We start from the raw sequence: 20,325 nt of genomic DNA on the forward strand, positions 1-20,325 counted from the left end.
GGTTCGTACTGTCTTGAAATCAGCGGATCGAAGCCTGCGGGGGGTCGCCGTACTGGCGATAGGCCGCGGCCAGTTGTTCGTGCAATTCCTCATTGCTGCTGGCGGCCATGCCGAGGTCGCGCAGCAGGCCATCGGACACGCCGTAGACCCAGCCATGCACTGTCACGGCCTGGCCACGGTCCCAGGCGTCCTGGAGCACCGTGGTCTGGCAGACGTTGTTGACCTGTTCGATCACGTTCAGCTCGCACAGCCGCGTGTGGGCATCGTCCTCGCGCAGCACCGTGCCGAGGTAGGCGGCGTGCTTGTCGGCCACATCCTGCACGTGGCGCAGCCAGTTGTCGGCCAGGCCGACGCGCTCGCGCTTGAGCGCTACCTTGACGCCACCGCAGCCGTAGTGGCCCACCACGGTGATGTGACGCACCTTGAGCACCTCCACGGCGAACTGGAGCACGGACAGCGCGTTCAGGTCGCTGTGCGAGATCACATTGGCGATATTGCGATGGACGAACACCTCGCCCGGCGCCAGTCCGAGGATCTGGTTGGCCGGCACGCGCGAATCGGAACAGCCGATCCACAGGTACTCGGGGGCCTGCTGGTTGGCCAGTCGCGTGAAGAAGGTGGGGTCTTCCGCGTTGACGCGGTCCACCCAGTCGCGGTTGTTCTTGAACAGTTGCGCGATGGCATCAGTCATGCCGCCCTCCTTGGAAGATCTGTGGGGTGGTCGTCGGCGCCGGGGCCGTAGCGGTGGATAAAGCGGTCTTTACTCTGATAGGCAAAAAAGTCATGGACGTGTCCGGCCATCAGCCGGTCCTTATGGTGCTGCCACATGGCAGCATCGAAGAAATCCTCGTGGTGCCGCAGGAAGGCGGCGCGCACGCGTGGGTCGCCGAGCAGGAACGTGCGGAACGTTTCCGGAAAGATGTCGTGCGGACGTACGGTGTACCACACCTCGCCCGACATTTCCTCCTCCTCGTTGCGCGGCTCGGGCACGCGGCGGATGTTGCAATCGGTCAGGTATTCGATCTCGTCATAGTCGTAGAACACCACGCGCCCGTGGCGCGTGACGCCGAAGTTCTTGTAGAGCATGTCGCCCGGGAAGATATTGGCGGCGATCAGTTCCTTGACCGCGTTGCCGTACTCGACGATGCCGTGCTCGACCTGCTCGTCGGTGCCCTCCTGGAGCCACAGGTTGAGCGGCGTCATGCGGCGCTCGATATAGACGTGGCGCACCACGATCTCCTGCCCGCCGTCGCGGCCTCGCTGGTACTCGATCATCGACGGCGCGTGGGCTTCCAGCTCGCGCACCAGCGATTCGTCGAAGCGCGACAGCGGGAAGGCCACGTCGGAGTACTCGAGCGTATCGGCCATGCGCCCGACCCGGTCGTGCTGCTTCACGAGCTGGTACTTCGACTCCACCAGCGCGCGCGTGGTTTCCTTGGGCGGCGCGAAGGCATCGCGGATGACCTTGAACACGTACGGGAACGACGGCAGCGTGAACACCAGCATCACCAGGCCCCGGATGCCGGGCGCGACCACGAACTTGTCCGACGAATGCTGGAGATGGTGGAGGAAGTCGCGGTAGAACAGGTTCTTGCCCTGCTTCTGCAACCCCAGCGCGGTGTAGATCTCCCCGCGCGGCTTGCGCGGCAGGATGTCGCGCAGGAAGGTCACGTAGGCCGACGGAATCTCCATGTCGACCATGAAATAAGCGTGCGAGAACGAGAACAGGATCAGCAGCTGTTCCGGGCGCAGCAGCACGGTGTCCAGCACGAGCTGGCCGGTCGGGCCGTGGATGATCGGGATCGCCAGCGGGTAGGTCTGGTCGCCGTTCAGCACCCGGCCGACGATGACGGCGGCCTTGTTGCGGAAGAACAGCGACGATAGCGCATGAATCTGGAAGTTCGGCGCAATCCGCGCCTCGCCCAGGTGCTCGGCGAAGGCGCGCACCACGTAGCCGATGTCCCGCGCCAGATCCTCGAACGGCCGCTCCAGCTGGTAGTTGTGCACCATCCGCTCGAAACAGGCGGCCATGCCCTCGCGGCTGCCCGGGTAGTAGGCGCGATAGGTGGGCCGCATCGGCGATTCCTCGTTCTCGATGTACTCGGTCGAGATCGCTGGCCGCACGAAGATGAAATCGTTATTGAAGTACGAGCGGTGCAGGATGCGGGTGCAGACCGAGTTGAAGAAGGTCTCGGCCAGCTCGGGCTGGTGGTGCCTGGTCAGCAGGCCGATGTAGTGCAGCTTGATCTGCTGCCAGATGCCGTCCTCGATCCGCGCGGCGTCGTACTCGTCCTCGAGGATCACCGTGGTCTCGCGCACGCGCTCGTTATAGAACGCGATGCGATCGCGCTGGAGTTGCTGCAGCCCGTGCCAATCCCCTGCCTCGAAACGCAGCTTGGCCGCGTGGCTGACCTCGCGGAACAGCCGGTAGTGCTTGTCGAAGCCGTCCAGCATGGTCCGCGCCACATCGTAGGCAATCTGCGACGAGAGCAGCTTGGGGAAGTGCGACATGTTCGAGGCGGCGGCTGCGGTAAGGGGTCAGGGAATTGTAAAGGGGTTCGCTAGCGTCGGCTGGGTTGACGATAGATCACATTCGATCACATCGTCTCGGCAAACAGCTCCCGGCCGATCAGCATCCGGCGGATCTCCGACGTGCCCGCGCCAATCTCGTACAGCTTGGCATCGCGCCACAGCCGGCCGGTGGGATAGTCGTTGATATAGCCGTTCCCGCCGAGGATCTGCACCGACTCGCCGGCCATCCACGTGGCCTTTTCCGCCGTGTACAAGATCACCGCCGCGCAGTCCTTGCGGACCTGGCGCACGTGGCCGCTGCCCAGCGAGTCCAGGTTCTTGCCCACGGTATACAAATAGCTGCGCGCGGCCTGGAGCGTGGTGTACATGTCCGCCACCTTGCCCTGGATCAGCTGGAACTCGCCGATGCTCTGGCCGAACTGCTTGCGGTCGTGGATGTACGGCGTCACCACGTCCATGCACGCCTGCATGATGCCGACCGGGCCGCCGGACAGCACCGCGCGCTCGTAGTCGAGCCCGCTCATCAGCACCTTGGCGCCGCCATTTTCGGCGCCGAGGATGTTCTCCACCGGCACTTCCACGTTCTCGAACACCAGTTCGCCCGTGTGGGAGCCGCGCATGCCCAGCTTGTCCAGCTTCTGCGCCACCGAGAAGCCCTTCATGCCTTTCTCGACGATGAAGGCCGTCATGCCGCGCGCGCCGAGGTCCGGCTCGGTCTTGGCGTAGACCACCAGCACGTCGCAGTCCGGCCCGTTGGTGATCCACATCTTGGTGCCGTTCAGCACGTAGCGGTCGCCCCCGGGTCCGCCAACCCTGTCGGCCCGCAGCTTCATGCTGACCACGTCCGAGCCCGCGTTCGGCTCGCTCATCGCCAGCGCGCCGATCCAGTCCCCCGACACCAGCTTGGGCAGGTATTTCGCCTTCTGGGCGGCCGAGCCATTGCGGTGGATCTGGTTCACGCACAGATTCGAGTGCGCGCCGTAGGACAGCCCGACCGACGCCGACGCGCGGCTGATCTCCTCCATCGCGATCATATGGGCGAGGTAGCCCATGTTCGCGCCGCCGTACTCCTCGGCCACGGTGATGCCCAGCACGCCGAGGTCGCCCATCTTCTTCCAGGCATCCATCGGGAACTGGTCCGACCGGTCGATCTCGGCCGCGCGCGGCGCCAGTTCGGCCTGCGCCCAACTGCGCACGGAGGCGCGCAGCATCTCGATGTCCTCGCCCAGATCGAATCTCAGGCCTGGCAGTTCGGTCATGTCGGTCTCCTGTCTGTTCGTGTCGGTGTTGTGGGGCGTATTTTATTGACGTTTACGTAAACGTCAATTCCATCCGAAGGCGGATGGCTGAAAGTGCGGCATCAGGCGGTTCTGGTCTTGGGGGCTTCGCCATGTGCCGCTAGCAGCGCCCGGCAATGGCGCTCGTGCTGGTCGATCTCGGCAAGCTGGGCCTGGAGGTCTTCCATCTGGCGCTCCAGAACGTCCCGATGCTGCGACAGGGCGCCCAGGAAACGCTCCAACTGCGGCGCGGTATCGCGTGGCGACTCGTAGAGATCCAGAATTTCGCGAATCTCGTTGAGAGTGAGCCCTAACCTTTTGCCGCGCAGCGTGAGCTTGAGGCGGGTGCGCTCGCGTCCGTTATAGACGCGCTTGCGGCCGCCCGGGCCCTCGCGGTCAGGCGAGAGCAGGCCCTGATCCTCGTAGAACCGGATCGCGCGCGGGGTGACGTCGAACTCGCGCGCGAGGTCGGTAATGGTGTAGGTGGCGGAGGATGGCTGTGCCGGCATGGTGCGCCCAGGAAAGTGAACGGTCGTTCGTTGTACGGTCAAGTTTTGGTCTAAGATGACGAGCAGGCCGCGACGATTGACGTTAACGTTAGCGTCAAGTGCCGCCGCTGACAATGACTGGACAACATGACCCCACAGAGCGCCCGGTGCCCCGCTGCACCCGAAGGCGCCAGATTCGACCGAGACAAGCCCCATGAACGCACTCGAAAGCCAGCTCCACTACCCGTTTGACGAGACCATGCCGGCGCCCGGCACGCGCCAGGAAGTGGCGCCCGGCGTCTACTGGCTGCGCATGCCGCTGCCCTTCGCGCTCGACCACATCAACCTGTGGCTCCTGCGCGACCGCCTGGACGGGCAGGACGGCTGGACCATCATCGACTGCGGCATCACCAACGACATCATCAAGGGGCATTGGGAGACCATCTTCGCCAACGAGCTGGACGGCCTGCCCGTGCTGCGCGTGCTGGTGACCCATTGCCACCCGGACCACGTGGGCCTGGCGCACTGGCTCTGCAAGCACTGGGACGTGCGGCTGTGGATGAGCCTGGGCGACTACATGACCGCGCGCGTGATGTCCGGCGGCAGCGGCGTCGGCTCGAATGCCGGCGGTGACTTCGCGGCGAGCCACTTCGCCCGCCACGGCCTGACCGACCCGGACAACCTCGAAAAACTGCGCGGCCGCAAAGCCTACTATCCGTCGATGGTGCCCGAGGTGCCGACGCAATACCGCCGCCTGATGGACGAGGACACCGTGACCATCGGCGCCGATCCGGCCACGGCCGGCTGGCGCGTGATCACCGGCTTCGGCCACGCCCCGGAACACGTGGCGCTCTACAACGCCGCCACCAATGTGCTGATCTCGGGCGACATGGTGCTGCCGCGCATCTCGACCAACGTCAGCGTGTTCGACATGGAGCCGGAGGCCAATCCGCTCCAGCTCTACCTCGACTCATTGAACAAGTACGAAGACCTGCCGGCTGACGTACTGATCCTGCCGTCGCACGGCCGCCCGTTCCGCAACCTGCATACCCGCATCCGCCAGTTGCAGGAGCACCATGTGGACCGGCTGGCCGAGACGCTGGCCGCCTGCGCCGAGAAGCCGTGCCATGCGCACGACATCGTCGGCGTGATCTTCCGGCGCCAGTTCGACATCCACCAGCTGACCTTCGCGATGGGCGAGGCGCTGGCGCACCTGCACGCGCTCTGGCATCGCGGGCAACTTGTGCGCGAATGCGGCGATGACGGGATCATCCGCTTCCGGACGGTCTGAGGATCAGAACGGATTAGGACGAGTCAGAACGACTCGGCAAGCGTCCTGAGGTAGCGCACGCCGGCCACGGCGCGGCTGCCGTACCAGGACAGCATCTCGCCATCGACCAGCATCACCGGCCTGCCGATCTGGCGTTCGAGCGCATCGGCATGGTCCTCGGTGAAGCGGTACGGCTCGGTCGACAGCAGCACGGCGTCCAGCTCGCGCACCAGCGCGTCGCTCCAGCGGAAGGTGGGATAGCGCTCGCCGGGCGCATTCGGCCGGCTGCAATCCCCATCGACGCAGGCCGCGAGGTCCGCGCCGTCATCGGGCCAGGTGGCCCAGTACACCAGCGCCAGCATCCTGCTGATATAGGTGGCGCGCGACACCGTCATCCACGGGTCCTGCCAGATCGCGTACAGCACGGTGCGCGCCGGCCAGCGACGGGCGCGGATCGCGTCGAGTTCGGCCTGGAGCGCCTGCGCCAGCCCCTCCGACTGTTGCACTTTGTTGAAAATGCCACCGAGCAGCCGGTACAGCGCGAAGTTGTCCTCGGGCGCGCACGGGTGGGTGACGATCACGTGCGGCACGAAGGTGCGGATCTCGTCCACGGTTTCGCGCCGGTTCTCGTCGATATTGACCACCACGTGGGTCGGCGCCAGCGCCCGCAGCTTGTCCAGCTTGACGTCCTTGGTCCCGCCGACCTTCTCCACCGCCCGCACCGCCGGTTCGGGATGGATGCAGAAGCCGGTGCGGGCCACYATCTGGTCGGCCAGGCCGAGATCGAACAGCAGTTCGGTCACGGACGGCACCAGCGAGGCGATGCGGACCTCGCCACTGGCCGGGTCGTGGGCCTGCCCGAGGGCGTCGGTCCGCATCAGGCGTCTCCCCCACCGGCGCGGTCTGCCTTGCGCGGCTTGCGCGGCGCGCGGGCGAACAGCTTGTCGTAGAGCCACAGCGKCATCACGTGCAGGATCGACGCCACCACCCCCATCTGCCACGGAATCACCTTGTAGCGCGTGCCGGCGGCAATCCGGCGGGTGGCCTTGCGCGCGAAGACGTCGGCATCCATCAGGAACGGCATGCGGTACGGGTTGTGCGCCGTCATCGGCGTGCGGATATAGCCGGGCGCGATGGTCACCACGCGGATGCGGTGCCGCGCCTGCTCCAGCCGGAGGCTTTCCAGCAGCTTCACCACGGCGGACTTCGAGGCGCTGTAGGCCCCGCCGCCGGGCAGGCCGCGCACGCCGGCCACGCTGGCGATACCGACCAGCGTGCCGCGCCAGCCGCCGACGCCGGGCGCGCGCTCGCGCATCGGGTGCAGGAAAGGCTGGAAGGTGGTCAGGGTGCCGAACCAGTTGGTGTCCATGACCAGGCGGAAGTCGTCCAGGTCCTCGCGCTCGCTGGCCACGGTGCCCACGGAGATTCCCGCGTTGGCGATGACCACATCGGGGCAGCCGAAATGGTCGAGAAAATCGGTGGCGGCGGCGTGCATGGCGTCCGCATCGCGCACATCGGCCGCATAGATGCGCACGGCGTTGGGGTTGGGCAGGGAGGCGGCAAAGTCGCGCAGGGCCTCCTCGCGCCGGCCCACCAGCCCGAGCACGGCGCCCTGCGCCGCGTAGGCGCGCGCCAGCGCCTGGCCGATGCCGCTCGATGCGCCGGTAAGGAAGACTTTCAGGGGTCGCATCGGATCAATATAGTGAATTCGGAGGGAGAACGGCCCGGATCAAGCAAAACGGCCCGGCACGCTTCTCGCGCACCGGGCCGTCGGGGTCATGCCGCGCGGATCAGAGCTTCTTCGCGCGCACGCCCGTGACCAGGAAATCCATGGCCTGGATGGCAGCCGGCTTGGTGCCGGCAATGCTCGGGGAGGTCTCGTACTTGCCCTGCACCACCACGGTCGGCACACCCTCGATCTTGTACGAATCGGCGATCTTGTTGGCGCGCTGGGCGTTCGTGGTCACCGTGAACGAGTTGTAGGTATCGAGCCACTGCTTGCGGTCGATGCCGTTCTTGGCCATGAAATCGGCGATTTCGTCGGTGGTCAGCATGCGCTTGCGGTCCTTGTGGATCGCCTCGAACACCTTGCCGTGCAGGGCGTCCAGCTTGCCCAGCGACTCCAGCGCATAGAAGATCTTGGTGTGCGGCAGCAGGTCGTCGCGGAAGGCTACCGGCACGCGCTTGAACACCACGTCCTTGCCCTGCTTGCTGACCCAGGCTTCCAGTTCGGGCTCGAAGTCGTAGCAGTGCGGGCAGCCGTACCAGAAGAACTCGGTCACTTCGATCTTGCCCGCCGGTACCGGCTGGGGCGACTTCAGCACCGTGTAGTCCTTGCCCTCGGCCGGTGCGGCCATGGCTGCGGGCGCAGTCATCAGCAGACCGCCCACGGCGGCGACGGTGGCGAGGAAAGCGGCGATTTTCTTCATCTTCGAAGGGCCTTCTGATAGGTCAGAGAGATCAGGGGGATGGCCCGCACGCAGCGAGCCGACCGGTAAGACAAGTGCGGCGGCGCCCGGTTCCTCCGCGGCGCCGCCCGCCATGTTACTGCTTTGTAAAGCGGATCACCGAAGCTTCGAAACCGTTCGATTGCAGGCGGTCGCGCGCCCGGTTCATGTCCTCGATACGGTTGAACGGCCCCAGACGAACGCGGTACATCTTCACGCCGTTGACATCGCGCTCCGTGACCTTGGCTTCGAAGCCCTGCATGGCCAGATTGGCCTTCTGGCGGTCCGCGTCGTCCTGCGAGCGGAAGGCGCCCACCTGGAGCAGGTAACCCACCTTGTTGGCGTCAGCCTGGGCGATCTCGGCGATCGGGTCGGCTACCGGCTTCTCGGCGGGGCGCGTGGCGGGTTTTTCGGCCKGACGCGAGGCATCGGCCGGCTTGGCGGCGCTGGCCGCGCCGTTGGCGGGCTGGTCAGCCGGGCGGGTGGTCGCCACCGGCGGCTGCGCCGGGGTAGCCGGCTGCCCGTCGGGCTGGCCCACCGGCTTGGCCGGCGTCTTGCTCCACAGCGGCCGGTTCGGGTCGCTCGGGCCCTCGGCCTGCTGCTGCGGTTGCGTCGGCGCCGGCAGCGGCGTGGCCACGTTGCCGGGCTCGCTCGGGCGCTGCTGGGCATTGCCGTTGGCGCCCTTCTGCTGGAACGGCGCGGGCGACTTGGTGATATACAGGGCCACCACCACGGCGATGGCCAGGCCGACGATCAGCCCGAGCACCAGGCCCAGGAACGTACCACCGCGCTGCATCCGGACATGGGTACGGGTTGGGCGCGCGGCGCGCTTGCGTTGCTGTTGCATGAAGTCCTCTTCGGTGTTGCCGGGGATTATAGGGCCTGTCCCGGCAGGCACGATTGAGACCACTCTGAAAAGTGGCCCAAGAATCCGTCACCGGGGCGTTGCGGCTCAGTTGGCGGCGGGCTCGCGGTCCATCCGTTGCGGCGCCGAGACGCCAATCACGGCCAGGCCGTTCTTGAGCACCTGGCGCGTGGCCGCCAGCAGCGCCAGCCGGGCGCGCTTGACCGCCTCGTCGTCCACCAGCACGCGGTCCGCGTTGTAGAAGGCGTGGAAGTCGCCGGCCAGGTCGCGCAGGTAGAACGCCACCGCATGGGGCGCCAGCTCGCCGGCGGCAGCCGCCAGCATGTCCGGGAACTCGGCCAGACGGCGGCCCAGGGCGATGGCCTGGGCGCTCACGTCCGCGGCGGTCACGGCGGCCAGGTCGGCCCCGGCCAGTTCCGGCAGGCGGGCTTCCCAGCCGGCGCCGCCCCAGGCCTCGAAGATCGAGCAGATCCGGGCGTGGGCGTACTGCACGTAATACACCGGGTTTTCGTCGTTCTGCTTCAGGGCGAGGTCCACATCGAACACGAATTCGGTGTCGGCCTTGCGGGACAGCAGGAAGAATCGCACGGCGTCGCGGCCACGCGTGAAATGGGCGGGCCAATCCGCCACGCCGGCGTCCAGCAGGCCGCGGATGGTCTCGTCGCCGCCGTTGCTCCACTCGATCAGGTCGCGCACGGTCACGTACGAGCCGGCGCGCTTGGAGATCTTCACCTCCTCGCCGTTCTTCATCACCGTGACCATCTTGTGGAGCACGTAGTCGGGGTAGCCCTGGGGAATGCCCATGTCCAGCCCCTGCAGGCCGGCGCGCACGCGGGCGATGGTGCCGTGGTGGTCGCTGCCCTGCACGTTGATGACCTTGGCGAAGCCGCGCTCCCACTTGGTGGTGTGGTACGCCACGTCCGGCACGAAGTACGTGTAGGTGCCGTCCGTCTTCTTCATGACGCGGTCCTTGTCATCGCCGTCGTCGGTGGTGCGCAGCCACAGCGCGCCTTCGCTCTCGTAGGTCTTGCCCTTGGCCACCAGCGACTGCACGGCGCCTTCCACGCGGCCATCGCTGTACAGCGACGACTCCAGGTAGTAGCGGTCGAACTTCACGCCGAAGGCCTGGAGGTCGATATCCTGCTCGTTACGCAGGTAGGTCACCGCGAATTTGCGGATCGAGTCGATATCGTCGATGTTGCCCGAGGCGGTCACCGGCTCGCCGTCGCTGGCAGCCACCGTCTTGCCGGCCAGGAAGTCKGCGGCGATATCGGCGATGTAGTCGCCGTTGTAGGCGGACTCGGGCCAGCCGGCGTCGCCCGGCTTCAGGCCGCGCGCGCGGGCCTGGACCGAGATGGCCAGCGTCTGGATCTGCACGCCGGCGTCGTTGTAATAGAACTCGCGGTGCACCGCCCAGCCGTTCCAGGCCAGCAGGTTGGCCAGCGCGTCGCCCAGGGCGGCCTGGCGGCCGTGGCCGACGTGGAGCGGCCCGGTCGGGTTGGCGGAGACGAACTCCACCAGCACCTGGCCATGCTCGCCGGCCGGCCGGGCGCCGAATCGATCACCTTCGGCCAGCACGGCGCGCAGCACGTCGGCGCGGGCGGCGGGGGTCAGGCGCAGGTTGATGAAGCCGGGGCCGGCAATCTCGGCCTGGGCGACGATCGCCGTGGCACGGGGGTCGGCCTGCACGGCGGCGACGATCTTCTGGGCCAGTTCGCGCGGATTGCTCTTGAGCGCCTTGGCCACCTGCATGGCGATATTGCACGCCAGGTCGCCGTGGGCGGCCACCTTGGGGCGCTCGAAGGTGACGGCGGGCAGGGCGGCGTCGGCCGGGGCGAGCGCGCGCACGGCGTCAGTGAACGCGGCGGCAAGATTGGAGGTCTGAACAGGCAGCATGGATGTCTTTGCCCTGAAGGCGCTAAAGAGAGCGATGAACGGTCCGGAGGCGTTGCGGCAAGTGCGCCGCGCGTCGCGTGACCGGCACCGGAAATCGGGAAACGCGGAATTTTATCAGGTGCTATGCTGACATCATGCGACCGTGCCGCGCGGCTTGTGCGGAACTTCGTCACTCGTGAAAGGAAACATCATGCTGATCACCTTCAAATCCCACGCGGCGCAGGACCTGATCATGATGAAGGATCTTGCCCTCACGCTGCTTGGCATCATCGGCAAGCACATGGGCGAGCGCGGGGTGATCACGTCCGAGGAACTCCCGCGCGCCATCAAGAAACTCGAGGCCGCCGTGCAGGATGCGAAGAAGGTGCACCCCGCCGATACCTCTGTCCACTCCGACGCCCGCGACGAGGACGAGGAAGAACCCCTCCACCTGGGCCAGCGCGCCTACCCGTTCCTGGACATGCTGCGCGCGTCCGAGCGGGAAGGCGCCAACGTGATGTGGGGCGTCTGACGGCCCGCGGGCCGTAGTCGACAAGAAACAGGCAAAAAACAGGCAAAAAAATGCCCGGCCACCATCGAGGTGCCGGGCGTCCCGGATCAGGGATATATCCGGAAAGGGGGKTTTGCTGCAGGGGTAAAACGGTACAGGCCCGGCGTGCCGGGCCAGGATATTCGGTTACTCGTCGCTGCGGCGTCCCGCCAGCAGCAACCCGATACAGGCGCCGATCAGCGCGGCAATCCCCACCGCCTTCAGCGGGCTTTCGGCCACGCGCGCACGGCCGTGATCCACGGCTTCATCCATGTGTTCCCGGGCCCAGTGCATGCCATCGGTCCCCCGGGCGCGAATCCGTTCCGCCATCTCGTTGGCCCGCATGCGCAGGCGGCGGCCGGCCGCCAGGCCCTCTTCCGACCCCTCGTGCGTGAGCACGTCGATGGTCTGCTGGAGCTGGGCGATCAGGGCCTTGACCTCGCCCGAAACCGGTACGGCGGCGTCACGCGCCGCGTCGCGGGTATCCCGGGCGGCATGTTTCAGCTGGCGCACGGCAGCATCGGCGCTGTCATGCAAGTGATTGATTTCCTTCCGGACTTTGGGGTTCTGCGTGAGCATAGGGACTCCTCATTGCGGTTCGGGGTACTGAGCACCGCGCCCGCCGGCCGATCCGGCGTGGGCGCGTGCCGCGTGCGTGCCCCTTACCTTCTGCGGATCAGGCCCATCACGAAGGTGACAAGCGCCACGACCAGGAAGATGAAGAACAGGATCTTGGCAATTTCGACGGCACCGGCGGCAATGCCACCAAAGCCGAAGATCGCCGCGATCAGCGCGACAACGAAGAAAACGAGTGCGTAATGCAGCATGGCCAGTCTCCCGAGGTTAGCGGGCGCACCCCGGTTGCTGCGGTGCGCCCGGCTTGCGCCACGGTGCGCAAGCTCATAGCCTCATCGTAGGGTCATGCCCCGGCGCCAGACACCGACCCCCGACCGATTCCCGTGTCAGCCAAGTCCTACAATGCACACCGCGCCGCACCGGGTGCGCCACTCGGGGGCCGTCTGTACGATTGACCCTGCCATGTCGATGTGATTCCATGGCCGCACGTGCGCCCGCGCGTCCGCCCAAACCGGTATTTCCTGGTATTCGTGATGGCCAAGCACTCCCTACTTCTCAGAAATACCCTGCTGCTCGCCGGCGGCATCGTGCTGACTCTGGCCGTCCTGATTGCCTCGGAGACGGGCAACCTGCGCCTGCGCGAGGGCTATACCGAGGCCATCCGCTCCCAGCAGCTGCAAAGCGACCTGGGCGCGCTGATGGGCGAACTCGTCAATGCCGAGGCGGGCCAGCGCGGCTTCCTGCTGACCGGCCAGGACAGCTACCTGGAGCCGTACTACAAGGCGCTGCCGCAGATCAACGCCCTGATGGCGCGCATCCGCCAGCACTACGCCAACGACGCCGAGGGCCTGCGCCAGTTTGGCGAGGCGTCCCAGTTCGTCACGCGCAAGCTCAACGAGATGGCCCTGACGCTGGTCTACGGCAAGCGCGATGTGGACGTGGCGATGGACCTGATCCGCACCGATTTCGGCCGCCAGACCATGGAAGCCGCCCGGCGCGGGCTGGAGCAGCTGCAGGTGCGCGAGTCCGGCACCGTCACGCACAACCTGGAGGCCGCCGAGCATGACCTCCAGCTCTCGCGCTACGGCATCGGGCTGCTGACGGCGATCAACATCCTGCTGCTGGTGACGGTCGGGCTCGGCCATTCGCGCCGGATGTCGATGGCCGAGGCGGCCCGTATCCAGCTGGAAGAAGAAAGCGCCCGGCTCGACCGCAAGGTGCGCGCGCGCACGCGGCAGCTTTCCGCGCTGGCGGCCCACTTGCAGCGCGTGACCGAGGACGAGAAGACCCGGCTGGCGCGCGAACTCCACGACGAACTGGGCGCCATCCTGACGGCAATCAAGCTCGACCTGCACTGGGTGCGCATGCGCGTGCAGGAGACCCACCCCGAGGCCCGCGACAAGCTGACCCGCGTGATGCTGCACGTGGACCAGGGCATCCAGATCAAGCGCCAGCTGATCGAGGACCTGCGCCCCACCGTGCTGCTGAACCTGGGCCTGCGCGAGGCCATCATCCAGTCCGTGGAAGACGGCGGCGCGCGCAACCAGTGGGAAACCGACGTGGAGCTACCCGATTCCCTGCCGCCGCTGCGCGACAGCGCGGCCATCGCGCTATACCGGATCGTGCAGGAATCGCTGACCAACGCCAGCAAGTACGCCGAGGCGCGCCACGTGTCCGTGGCGCTGGCCTGCACCGACGACCATCTCACCATGACCATCCGCGACGATGGCAAGGGGCTGCCGCCAGACTTCGACGCCGGCAGCACGGCCGGCCACCATGGCCTGCTGGGGATGGAGCAGCGCGTGCTGGCGCTGGGCGGGACGATGCAGATCGATTCCGCGCCGGGCCAGGGCGTGAGCGTGCGCGTCGAGGTGCCGCTCACCACATCGGTACTGGCGCCGCCGGAGGAAGCAGAGAAGGAAGCCGAGCTGTAGGCCGTCAGGCCGAAGTCGCGCCGCGGCCGTCAGGCCGAGGTGGCGTATTCCTCGATCACGCGGAACACCTGCTCCAGTTCCAGCGACTTGTCGAAGAAATAGTCGGCCCCGGCCTCCGTGCACTGGCGGCGGTACATCGAGACCTGCGCATGATTGGTGTAGACGATGCGGATGCCGGAGAGCCCGGCGCGCTGCATCTCGCGCAGCACGTTGATGCCGTTGCCCTGCTTGAGCTGCAGGTCGACGATCACCACGTCATAGTGCCCGCTCGCGGCCAGCCGGATGGCCATGGCCTCGGTATCGGCCCAGTCCACGGATTCGACGAACGGGAAAGCCGTCAGGTATTCCAGCAGCATGCCCCGCAGGACCGCGGAATCCTCGATCAGGAGGACACGCAGCGATCGGGTCGAGGAGGCCGTGGCTTGCTCCGGCATGGTGCGATAGGGGGCGGGGAAAAAGGTCTGTTTGCTGACTGGGGACGACGGGACGCTACTCCACCAGGCCATTCTTGATGGCGTAGTACGTCAGGTCGGCGTTGGTCTTCATGCCCATTTTTTCCAAAATGCGCGAGCGATAGGTACTCACGGTCTTCACGCTCAGGAACAGCTCGTCGGCGATGACCGAGACCGACTGCCCGCGCGACAGCTTGCAGAAGATCTGGAACTCGCGCTCGGAGAGGGTCTGGTGCACCGGTTGCTCGGTCGGCTTGTCCAACCCGCCGATCAGCAGGTCGGCCACGGTCGGGCTGACGTAGCGGCGGCCCTGGGCCACCGTGCGGATCGCCTTGACGAGGTCGTCCGGCGCCGATTCCTTGGTCAGGTAGCCCGACGCGCCGGCACGGATCAGATTGATCGCGTACTGGTCTTCCGGATAGGTCGACAGGATCAGCACCGGCAGGTTGGGCAGGCGCTGCCGGATCAATTTGAGTACGTCGATGCCGTTCCGGTCCGGCATGGAAATATCGAGTACGAGGACATCGAACTCGCTGTCGCGCAACTGCGCCATCACTTCGTCGCCGCTGGCGGCTTCGCCCGTCACCTTGATGTCGGGTTCCTCTGAAATGAACTGGCGCAGACCGGCGCGAACGATCTCATGATCGTCGGCGATCAAGACGCGGATCATCGGTGTCTCCCACGGTGAGGGGCCGGCCGGGCTGAAGAAACACGGCCCGCGCCGGTTTCTGCATTGTAGTGCCGGCGCCGCAGCAAATATGTCAGTGTCAGGCTGACATGATGCGCCACGGCACAAGCGTGCTGCACTGCGCCAAATCGGGCGCCCGGCACACAAGTACGTCAAGGCGCCAGAACGCCAGAACGGGCGCCGAAGCGCCCGTTCTGGTCATGCATCCCGCGTCCTGCGCCCCGGCCTGGGGGTGAGGCGGCCTGGAGGGTACCGCCCCGGCCCCGGCCGGACACCGAGCGCTGGGATAGCGATCGACTACTGGATCTTGGTACCGGCGTCCGCCCCCGCCCCGGCATTGGCGCCGAGCGGCGTCACGCCGTCTTTCGACTCGCCCTTCTTGCTCTTGGCCTTGGCGTGGCTGCCCTGCTTGCTCTTCGACTTGGTCTCGGCCTTGGTGCCAGCCTCGGCACCGGCATGGGCGCCGAGGTCCGCCTTGCTGTCGGCGGCCGTCGGCGCGCTCGTCGTGGCGGCGCCACCTTGCGTGCTCAGGCCGCCCGATGCGTTGGCGCCCGCGCTCACACCTGGCGCGTTCACCGAGGCGCCCAGTCCGTTTTGCGCACCGGCGGTGACGCCGGTACCTTGGGCCATCGCCACGGAGGAAGCGGCAGCAATCGACAGGGCGGACAGGGAGATCAGCAGCTTGTTCATGGAAGAGACTCCTATTCTGGAATGCTCCGCGACGAAACATTCGTCGCGGCATTCACGCGGTGTCACGTGAACTGAGGCTCAGTCTAAGGAGTCTTTCCGGCGCGGTCTGTGAGGACTTGTAATGCCCTGTAAGCAGTGGTGAGGCCCGTTACAGGTTCGGCGCGAGCGCGCGTGCCAGCGTGGCGCGGTCTTCGCCGCGGCGCGCCACCATGTCGTCGAGCTGGTCCTGGCCGATCTTGCCCACGCTGAAGTACGTGGCGTCCGGATGCGCGAGATAGAAGCCGCTCACCGAGGCCGCCGGCGTCATCGCCAGCGATTCGGTGATGCCCATGCCGATCTCGGCGGCATCGAGGAACTCGAACATCGCGCCCTTGACCGTGTGCTCCGGGCAGGCCGGATAGCCGGGCGCCGGGCGGACACCGGGATACGACTCGGCGATCAGCTCGTCGTTGCTCAGCGTCTCGCCGGCGTTGTAGCCCCACAGGTCCGTCCGCACGCGCGCGTGCAGGCATTCGGCGAAGGCTTCGGCCAACCGGTCGGCCAGCGACTTGAACATGATCGCGCTGTAGTCGTCGTGGTCGGCCTCGAACTGGGCCTCCTTCTTGTCCACGCCAATGCCGGCCGTGACCGCGAACAGGCCGATGTAGTCGGCCACGCCGCTGTCCTTCGGGGCGATGAAGTCCGCCAGGCAGCGGTTGGGGCGGCGCACGCCGTCCACCACCGGGCGCTCGCTCTGCTGGCGCAGGTTGTGCCAGGTCAGGGCGACCTTGGTGCGGGTCTCGTCGGTGTAGATCTCGATGTCGTCGTCGTTGACCGTGTTGGCCGGCAGCAGCGCCATCACGCCGTTGGCAGTCAGCCAGCGGCCCTGGATCAGGCGGGCCAGCATGCTCTTGCCGTCCGAGAACACGCGGCGGGCAGACTCGCCCACGATCTCGTCGTTGAGGATGTCCGGGAATTTTCCGGCGAGGTCCCAGGTCTGGAAGAACGGACCCCAGTCGATGTAGTTCGCCAGTTCGGCGAGGTCGTAGTTGCGGAACACGCGACGGCCGATGAACTTCGGCTTCGGCGCGACGTAGCCGCTCCAGTCCACCGGCGTCTTGTTGGCGCGTGCCTGGGCCAGCGTCACCATCGGCGTGGCCTTCTTGCCGGCGTGCTGGGTGCGGATGCGGTCGTAGTCGACGCGCAGGTCATCCAGGTATTTCTTGGCGCCTTCGTCCGACAGCAGGCTGGAGGCCACGCTGACCGAGCGCGAGGCATCGGGCACGTAGACCACCGGGCCTTCGTAGTGCGGGGCGATCTTGACCGCCGTGTGCACGCGCGAGGTGGTGGCGCCGCCAATCAGCAGCGGAATCTTCTTGATGCGGAAGTAGTCGTCACGCTGCATCTCGGACGCCACATAGGCCATTTCCTCGAGCGACGGGGTGATCAGGCCGGACAGCCCGACGATGTCGGCGCCCTCGACCTTGGCCCGCGCCAGGATCTCGTTGCAGGGCACCATCACGCCCATGTTCACGACTTCGAAGTTGTTGCACTGAAGCACCACCGACACGATGTTCTTGCCGATGTCATGCACATCGCCCTTCACCGTGGCGATGACGATCTTGCCGCGCGCGCGCACGTCGCCGCCGGCCTCGGCCACCAGGCGCTTCTCTTCCTCGATGAACGGCAGCAGGTGCGCCACGGCCTGTTTCATCACCCGCGCGCTCTTKACCACCTGCGGCAGGAACATCTTGCCGGCGCCGAACAGGTCGCCGACCACGTTCATGCCGTCCATCAGCGGCCCTTCGATCACCTCGATGGGGCGACCGCCACGCGCGAAGATCTCCTGGCGCGCCTCCTCGGTGTCCTCGACGATGAAGTTGGTGATGCCGTGCACCAGCGCGTGCGCCAGCCGCGCGGCCACCGTCACCGGCTGCTCGGGCGTGCCGCGCCAGGCCAGGTTCTCTTCCCGCTTGGCGCCGCCGCCCTTGAAGCGGTCGGCGATTTCCAGCAGGCGGTCGGTGGCATCGTCGCGGCGGTTCAGCACCACGTCTTCCACGCGCTCGCGCAGTTCCGGGTCGAGCTGGTCGTACACGCCGAGCTGGCCGGCGTTGACGATGCCCATGTCCATGCCCGCCGCGATGGCGTGGTACAGGAACACGGTGTGGATTGCCTCGCGCACCAGGTCGTTGCCGCGGAACGAGAACGAGACGTTCGAGACGCCGCCGCTCACCTTCGCGTACGGCAGGTTCTGCTTGATCCAGCGCGTGGCCTCGATGAAGTCCACCGCGTAGTTGTTGTGCTCCTCGATGCCCGTGGCCACCGCGAAGATGTTCGGGTCGAAGATGATGTCCTCGGGCGGGAAGCCCAGCTCGTTCACCAGCAGGTCGTAGCTGCGCTTGCAGATCTCGGTCTTGCGCGCGAAGGTGTCGGCCTGGCCTTTCTCGTCGAACGCCATCACCACGCTGGCGGCGCCGTAGCGGCGGATCAGCCCGGCGTGGTGGCGGAACTGCTCCTCGCCCTCCTTGAGCGAGATCGAGTTCACCACCGCCTTGCCCTGCACGCATTGCAGGCCGGCCTCGATCACCTCCCACTTGGACGAGTCGATCATGATCGGCACCCGCGCGATGTCCGGCTCGGAGGCAATCAGGTTCATGAAGCGCACCATCGCCGCCTTCGAATCCAGCATGGCCTCGTCCATGTTGATGTCGATGATCTGCGCGCCGTTCTCCACCTGCTGGCGGGCCACGGCCAGCGCCTCGTCGAACTGGCCGTTCAGGATCATGCGCGCGAACGCCTTGGAGCCGGTGACGTTGGTACGCTCGCCCACGTTGACGAACAGCGTGTCGTCGTCGATGGTGAACGGCTCCAGGCCGGAGAGGCGCATCGGACGCGGGGGCAGGTTTTGCTGGCTCATGGGAAGGCTATGTGTCTTGTGTGGGGCGGGCGATGGATCAGGCTGCCGTGGTGGCAGTTGCGGTGTCGTCGCGGTACTGGCCGGGCCAGGCGCGCGGCGCCTTGTTGGCCACGCGCGCGGCGATGGCGGCGATGTGCTCGGGCGTGGTGCCGCAGCAGCCGCCCACCAGGTTCACCAGCCCGGACGCGGCGAATTCCTCCACCAGCGACGAGGTGACCTCGGGCGTTTCATCGAAGCCGGTGTCGCTCATCGGGTTGGGCAGGCCGGCGTTCGGGTAGCAGGACACCGCGGCATCGCACACCTTGGCCAGTTCGGCGATGTACGGGCGCATCAGCGTGGCGCCCAGCGCGCAGTTCAGGCCGAAGGTGATCGGCCGGGCGTGGCGCAGGCTGTTCCAGAACGCCTCGACGGTCTGGCCGGACAGGATGCGCCCCGAGGCGTCGGTCACGGTGCCGGAGATCATCACGGGCACGCGCTCGCCGGTGTCCTCGAACAACTGGTCGATGGCGAACAGCGCGGCCTTGGCGTTCAGCGTGTCGAAGATCGTCTCGACCAGGAACACGTCGGCGCCGCCCTCGAGCAGCGCCTTGCCCTGCTCGTAGTAGGAATGGCGCAGTTCCTCGAACGTGACGTTGCGCGCGCCGGGGTCGTTCACGTCCGGGCTGATGCTGGCGGTCTTCGGCGTGGGGCCGAAGGCGCCGGCCACGAAGCGCGGCTTCTCCGGCGTGCTGAACTTGTCGCAGGCGGCGCGCGCCAGGCGGGCGGCCTCGACGTTCATCTCGTAGGCCAGATCGGCCATCTTGTAGTCTTCCTGCGCCACGCGCGTGGCCCCGAACGTGTTGGTCTCGATCAGGTCCGCGCCGGCGGCGAGGTATTGCTCGTGGATCTCGCTGATGACGTCCGGGCGCGTCAGCAGCAGCAGCTCGTTGTTGCCCTTCACGTCGATGCGATGGTCCACGAAGCGCGCGCCGCGGTAGTCGGCCTCGCCAAGCTTGTAGCGCTGGATCATGGTGCCCATGGCGCCGTCCAGGATCAGGATGCGGTCGCGCAGCAACCGGGGCAGGTTGGCGGCCCGCGTGTACGGACGGACAGGTGTGGGAGTGGCGCTCATGACGGGGCTGGGGGCGGAAGACTGCCGAATTTTGGGTAAGAGCGGGATTTTATCAGGGTGATCAAGGCATTGCGGGCAGAAAGGACATCGGAAACCCCGCTAATCCGCGCCGCACCCGGGTTGTCAGTGCCGGGCGTGGCGGCCTACACTGGGAGACGTAATCGCCACCGCACATGTTCCCAACCCGCCCCAACCGGCCATCCGCATGCAACACCTGAGTCCCGCCGACGCCCGCGCCCTGCTCGACAACGCCCCCGATGCGCTGTTCATCGACTGCCGCAGCGAGATGGAATACCTGTTCGTCGGCCATCCGCAGGGCGCCCACAACGTGCCCTGGAACGACGGGCCGGACTGGGAGGTGAACCCGCATTTCGTCCAGGCGGTGAAGAAACTGGCCGGCCATGCCTCGGCCCGCCCGGTGCTGCTGATCTGCCGCAGCGGCAACCGCTCCACGGCGGCGGCGCGTGCGCTGGAAGGCGCTGGCTTCACCACGGTGTACAACGTCCTGCACGGCTTCGAGGGCGACCTGGACCCCCAGCGGCATCGCAATACCCTGAATGGCTGGCGCCACGACGGGCTGCCGTGGGAACAGTACTGACAACGCCGCTGACCCGCCCCCACCATGAAAAACGCCCGCTTGCGCGGGCGTCGTCGTATCGCGGTGTGGCAGACGG

20 protein-coding genes are annotated in these 20,325 nt (G+C 66.7%); 4 read left to right on the forward strand and 16 right to left on the reverse strand.

The window, feature by feature from the left end:
• Positions 1-19: 19 nt before the first annotated feature.
• From can to AC1EJR_RS06855, 4 genes are all read right to left on the reverse strand, one after another.
• Positions 20-691 carry a carbonate dehydratase gene (can, locus tag AC1EJR_RS06840; protein WP_092291329.1) on the reverse strand — a complete coding sequence of 224 codons (672 nt, stop codon included), beginning with the start codon at positions 689-691 and terminating at the stop codon, positions 20-22.
• The gene (aceK, locus tag AC1EJR_RS06845) at positions 688-2,511 is read right to left on the reverse strand and encodes a bifunctional isocitrate dehydrogenase kinase/phosphatase (RefSeq protein ID WP_092291327.1); all 1,824 of its coding nucleotides are present in this window, start codon (positions 2,509-2,511) and stop codon (positions 688-690) included. Before aceK ends, can begins: the two co-directional genes overlap by 4 nt.
• Positions 2,512-2,597: 86 nt before the next feature.
• Positions 2,598-3,791 carry an isovaleryl-CoA dehydrogenase gene (locus AC1EJR_RS06850; RefSeq protein WP_441591451.1) on the reverse strand — a complete coding sequence of 398 codons (1,194 nt, stop codon included), beginning with the start codon at positions 3,789-3,791 and terminating at the stop codon, positions 2,598-2,600.
• Positions 3,792-3,892: 101 nt separating this feature from the next.
• Positions 3,893-4,318, reverse strand: coding sequence for a MerR family transcriptional regulator (locus AC1EJR_RS06855; protein WP_092292091.1), 426 nt, complete (start codon positions 4,316-4,318; stop codon positions 3,893-3,895).
• Between the two features lie 193 nt (positions 4,319-4,511).
• Between AC1EJR_RS06855 and AC1EJR_RS06860 the strand changes: the two genes are divergently transcribed.
• Positions 4,512-5,588, forward strand: coding sequence for an MBL fold metallo-hydrolase (locus tag AC1EJR_RS06860; protein WP_441591453.1), 1,077 nt, complete (start codon positions 4,512-4,514; stop codon positions 5,586-5,588).
• A 23-nt stretch (positions 5,589-5,611) separates the two neighbouring features.
• On the opposite strand, the gene AC1EJR_RS06865 is transcribed toward AC1EJR_RS06860, so the two are convergent.
• The 5 genes from AC1EJR_RS06865 to argS all read right to left on the reverse strand — a co-directional run bounded on the left by AC1EJR_RS06865 (position 5,612) and on the right by argS (position 10,775).
• Complete coding sequence (locus AC1EJR_RS06865) at positions 5,612-6,445, reverse strand: helical backbone metal receptor (RefSeq protein ID WP_477146916.1); 834 nt, start codon at positions 6,443-6,445, stop codon at positions 5,612-5,614.
• Complete coding sequence (locus AC1EJR_RS06870; protein ID WP_477146917.1) at positions 6,445-7,257, reverse strand: SDR family oxidoreductase; 813 nt, start codon at positions 7,255-7,257, stop codon at positions 6,445-6,447. The genes AC1EJR_RS06865 and AC1EJR_RS06870 overlap by 1 nt, the downstream gene beginning before the upstream one ends.
• Positions 7,258-7,357: 100 nt before the next feature.
• Positions 7,358-7,996 (reverse strand): thiol:disulfide interchange protein DsbA/DsbL, encoded by a 639-nt coding sequence (locus tag AC1EJR_RS06875; RefSeq protein ID WP_092291317.1) that lies wholly within the window; start codon positions 7,994-7,996, stop codon positions 7,358-7,360.
• A gap of 115 nt (positions 7,997-8,111) precedes the next feature.
• On the reverse strand, positions 8,112-8,861 hold the full coding sequence (locus AC1EJR_RS06880) for an SPOR domain-containing protein (protein WP_477146918.1): 750 nt from the start codon (positions 8,859-8,861) through the stop codon (positions 8,112-8,114).
• 105 nt (positions 8,862-8,966) lie between these two features.
• Entirely contained in the window at positions 8,967-10,775 is a 1,809-nt protein-coding gene (gene argS, locus AC1EJR_RS06885; protein WP_454756728.1) for an arginine--tRNA ligase, read from the reverse strand.
• A gap of 190 nt (positions 10,776-10,965) precedes the next feature.
• Here argS and AC1EJR_RS06890 point away from each other — a divergent pair, with 190 nt between their 5' ends.
• On the forward strand, positions 10,966-11,286 hold the full coding sequence (locus tag AC1EJR_RS06890) for a DUF1840 domain-containing protein (RefSeq protein WP_092291311.1): 321 nt from the start codon (positions 10,966-10,968) through the stop codon (positions 11,284-11,286).
• A gap of 165 nt (positions 11,287-11,451) precedes the next feature.
• On the opposite strand, the gene AC1EJR_RS06895 is transcribed toward AC1EJR_RS06890, so the two are convergent.
• A complete protein-coding gene (locus AC1EJR_RS06895) occupies positions 11,452-11,883 on the reverse strand; it encodes an ElaB/YgaM/YqjD family protein (RefSeq protein WP_092291309.1) in 432 nt (143 codons plus the stop codon).
• 83 nt (positions 11,884-11,966) lie between these two features.
• A complete protein-coding gene (locus tag AC1EJR_RS06900; protein ID WP_092291307.1) occupies positions 11,967-12,131 on the reverse strand; it encodes a DUF1328 domain-containing protein in 165 nt (54 codons plus the stop codon).
• A 282-nt stretch (positions 12,132-12,413) separates the two neighbouring features.
• On the opposite strand from AC1EJR_RS06900, the gene AC1EJR_RS06905 reads away from it, so the two are divergent.
• Complete coding sequence (locus AC1EJR_RS06905; RefSeq protein WP_092292089.1) at positions 12,414-13,814, forward strand: CHASE3 domain-containing protein; 1,401 nt, start codon at positions 12,414-12,416, stop codon at positions 13,812-13,814.
• Positions 13,815-13,843: 29 nt separating this feature from the next.
• Here AC1EJR_RS06905 and AC1EJR_RS06910 read toward each other — a convergent pair whose 3' ends face one another.
• The 5 genes from AC1EJR_RS06910 to AC1EJR_RS06930 form a co-directional block, all read right to left on the reverse strand.
• Positions 13,844-14,248: a response regulator gene (locus AC1EJR_RS06910; protein WP_092291305.1), complete on the reverse strand. Its 405-nt coding sequence runs from the start codon at positions 14,246-14,248 to the stop codon at positions 13,844-13,846.
• 55 nt (positions 14,249-14,303) lie between these two features.
• Positions 14,304-14,936: a response regulator gene (locus tag AC1EJR_RS06915; protein WP_061956399.1), complete on the reverse strand. Its 633-nt coding sequence runs from the start codon at positions 14,934-14,936 to the stop codon at positions 14,304-14,306.
• Positions 14,937-15,251: 315 nt separating this feature from the next.
• Positions 15,252-15,644, reverse strand: coding sequence for a hypothetical protein (locus AC1EJR_RS06920; protein WP_092291303.1), 393 nt, complete (start codon positions 15,642-15,644; stop codon positions 15,252-15,254).
• Between the two features lie 148 nt (positions 15,645-15,792).
• Entirely contained in the window at positions 15,793-18,540 is a 2,748-nt protein-coding gene (metH, locus tag AC1EJR_RS06925) for a methionine synthase (RefSeq protein WP_092291301.1), read from the reverse strand.
• 37 nt (positions 18,541-18,577) lie between these two features.
• Positions 18,578-19,651, reverse strand: a complete 1,074-nt coding sequence (locus tag AC1EJR_RS06930) for a homocysteine S-methyltransferase family protein (protein ID WP_092291299.1) — start codon at positions 19,649-19,651, stop codon at positions 18,578-18,580.
• Between the two features lie 205 nt (positions 19,652-19,856).
• Here AC1EJR_RS06930 and AC1EJR_RS06935 point away from each other — a divergent pair, with 205 nt between their 5' ends.
• Positions 19,857-20,249, forward strand: coding sequence for a rhodanese-like domain-containing protein (locus AC1EJR_RS06935; RefSeq protein WP_092291297.1), 393 nt, complete (start codon positions 19,857-19,859; stop codon positions 20,247-20,249).
• The last annotated feature ends 76 nt before the right edge of the window (positions 20,250-20,325 follow it).

It is taken from the genome of Cupriavidus sp. 05T42, from assembly GCF_056396345.1.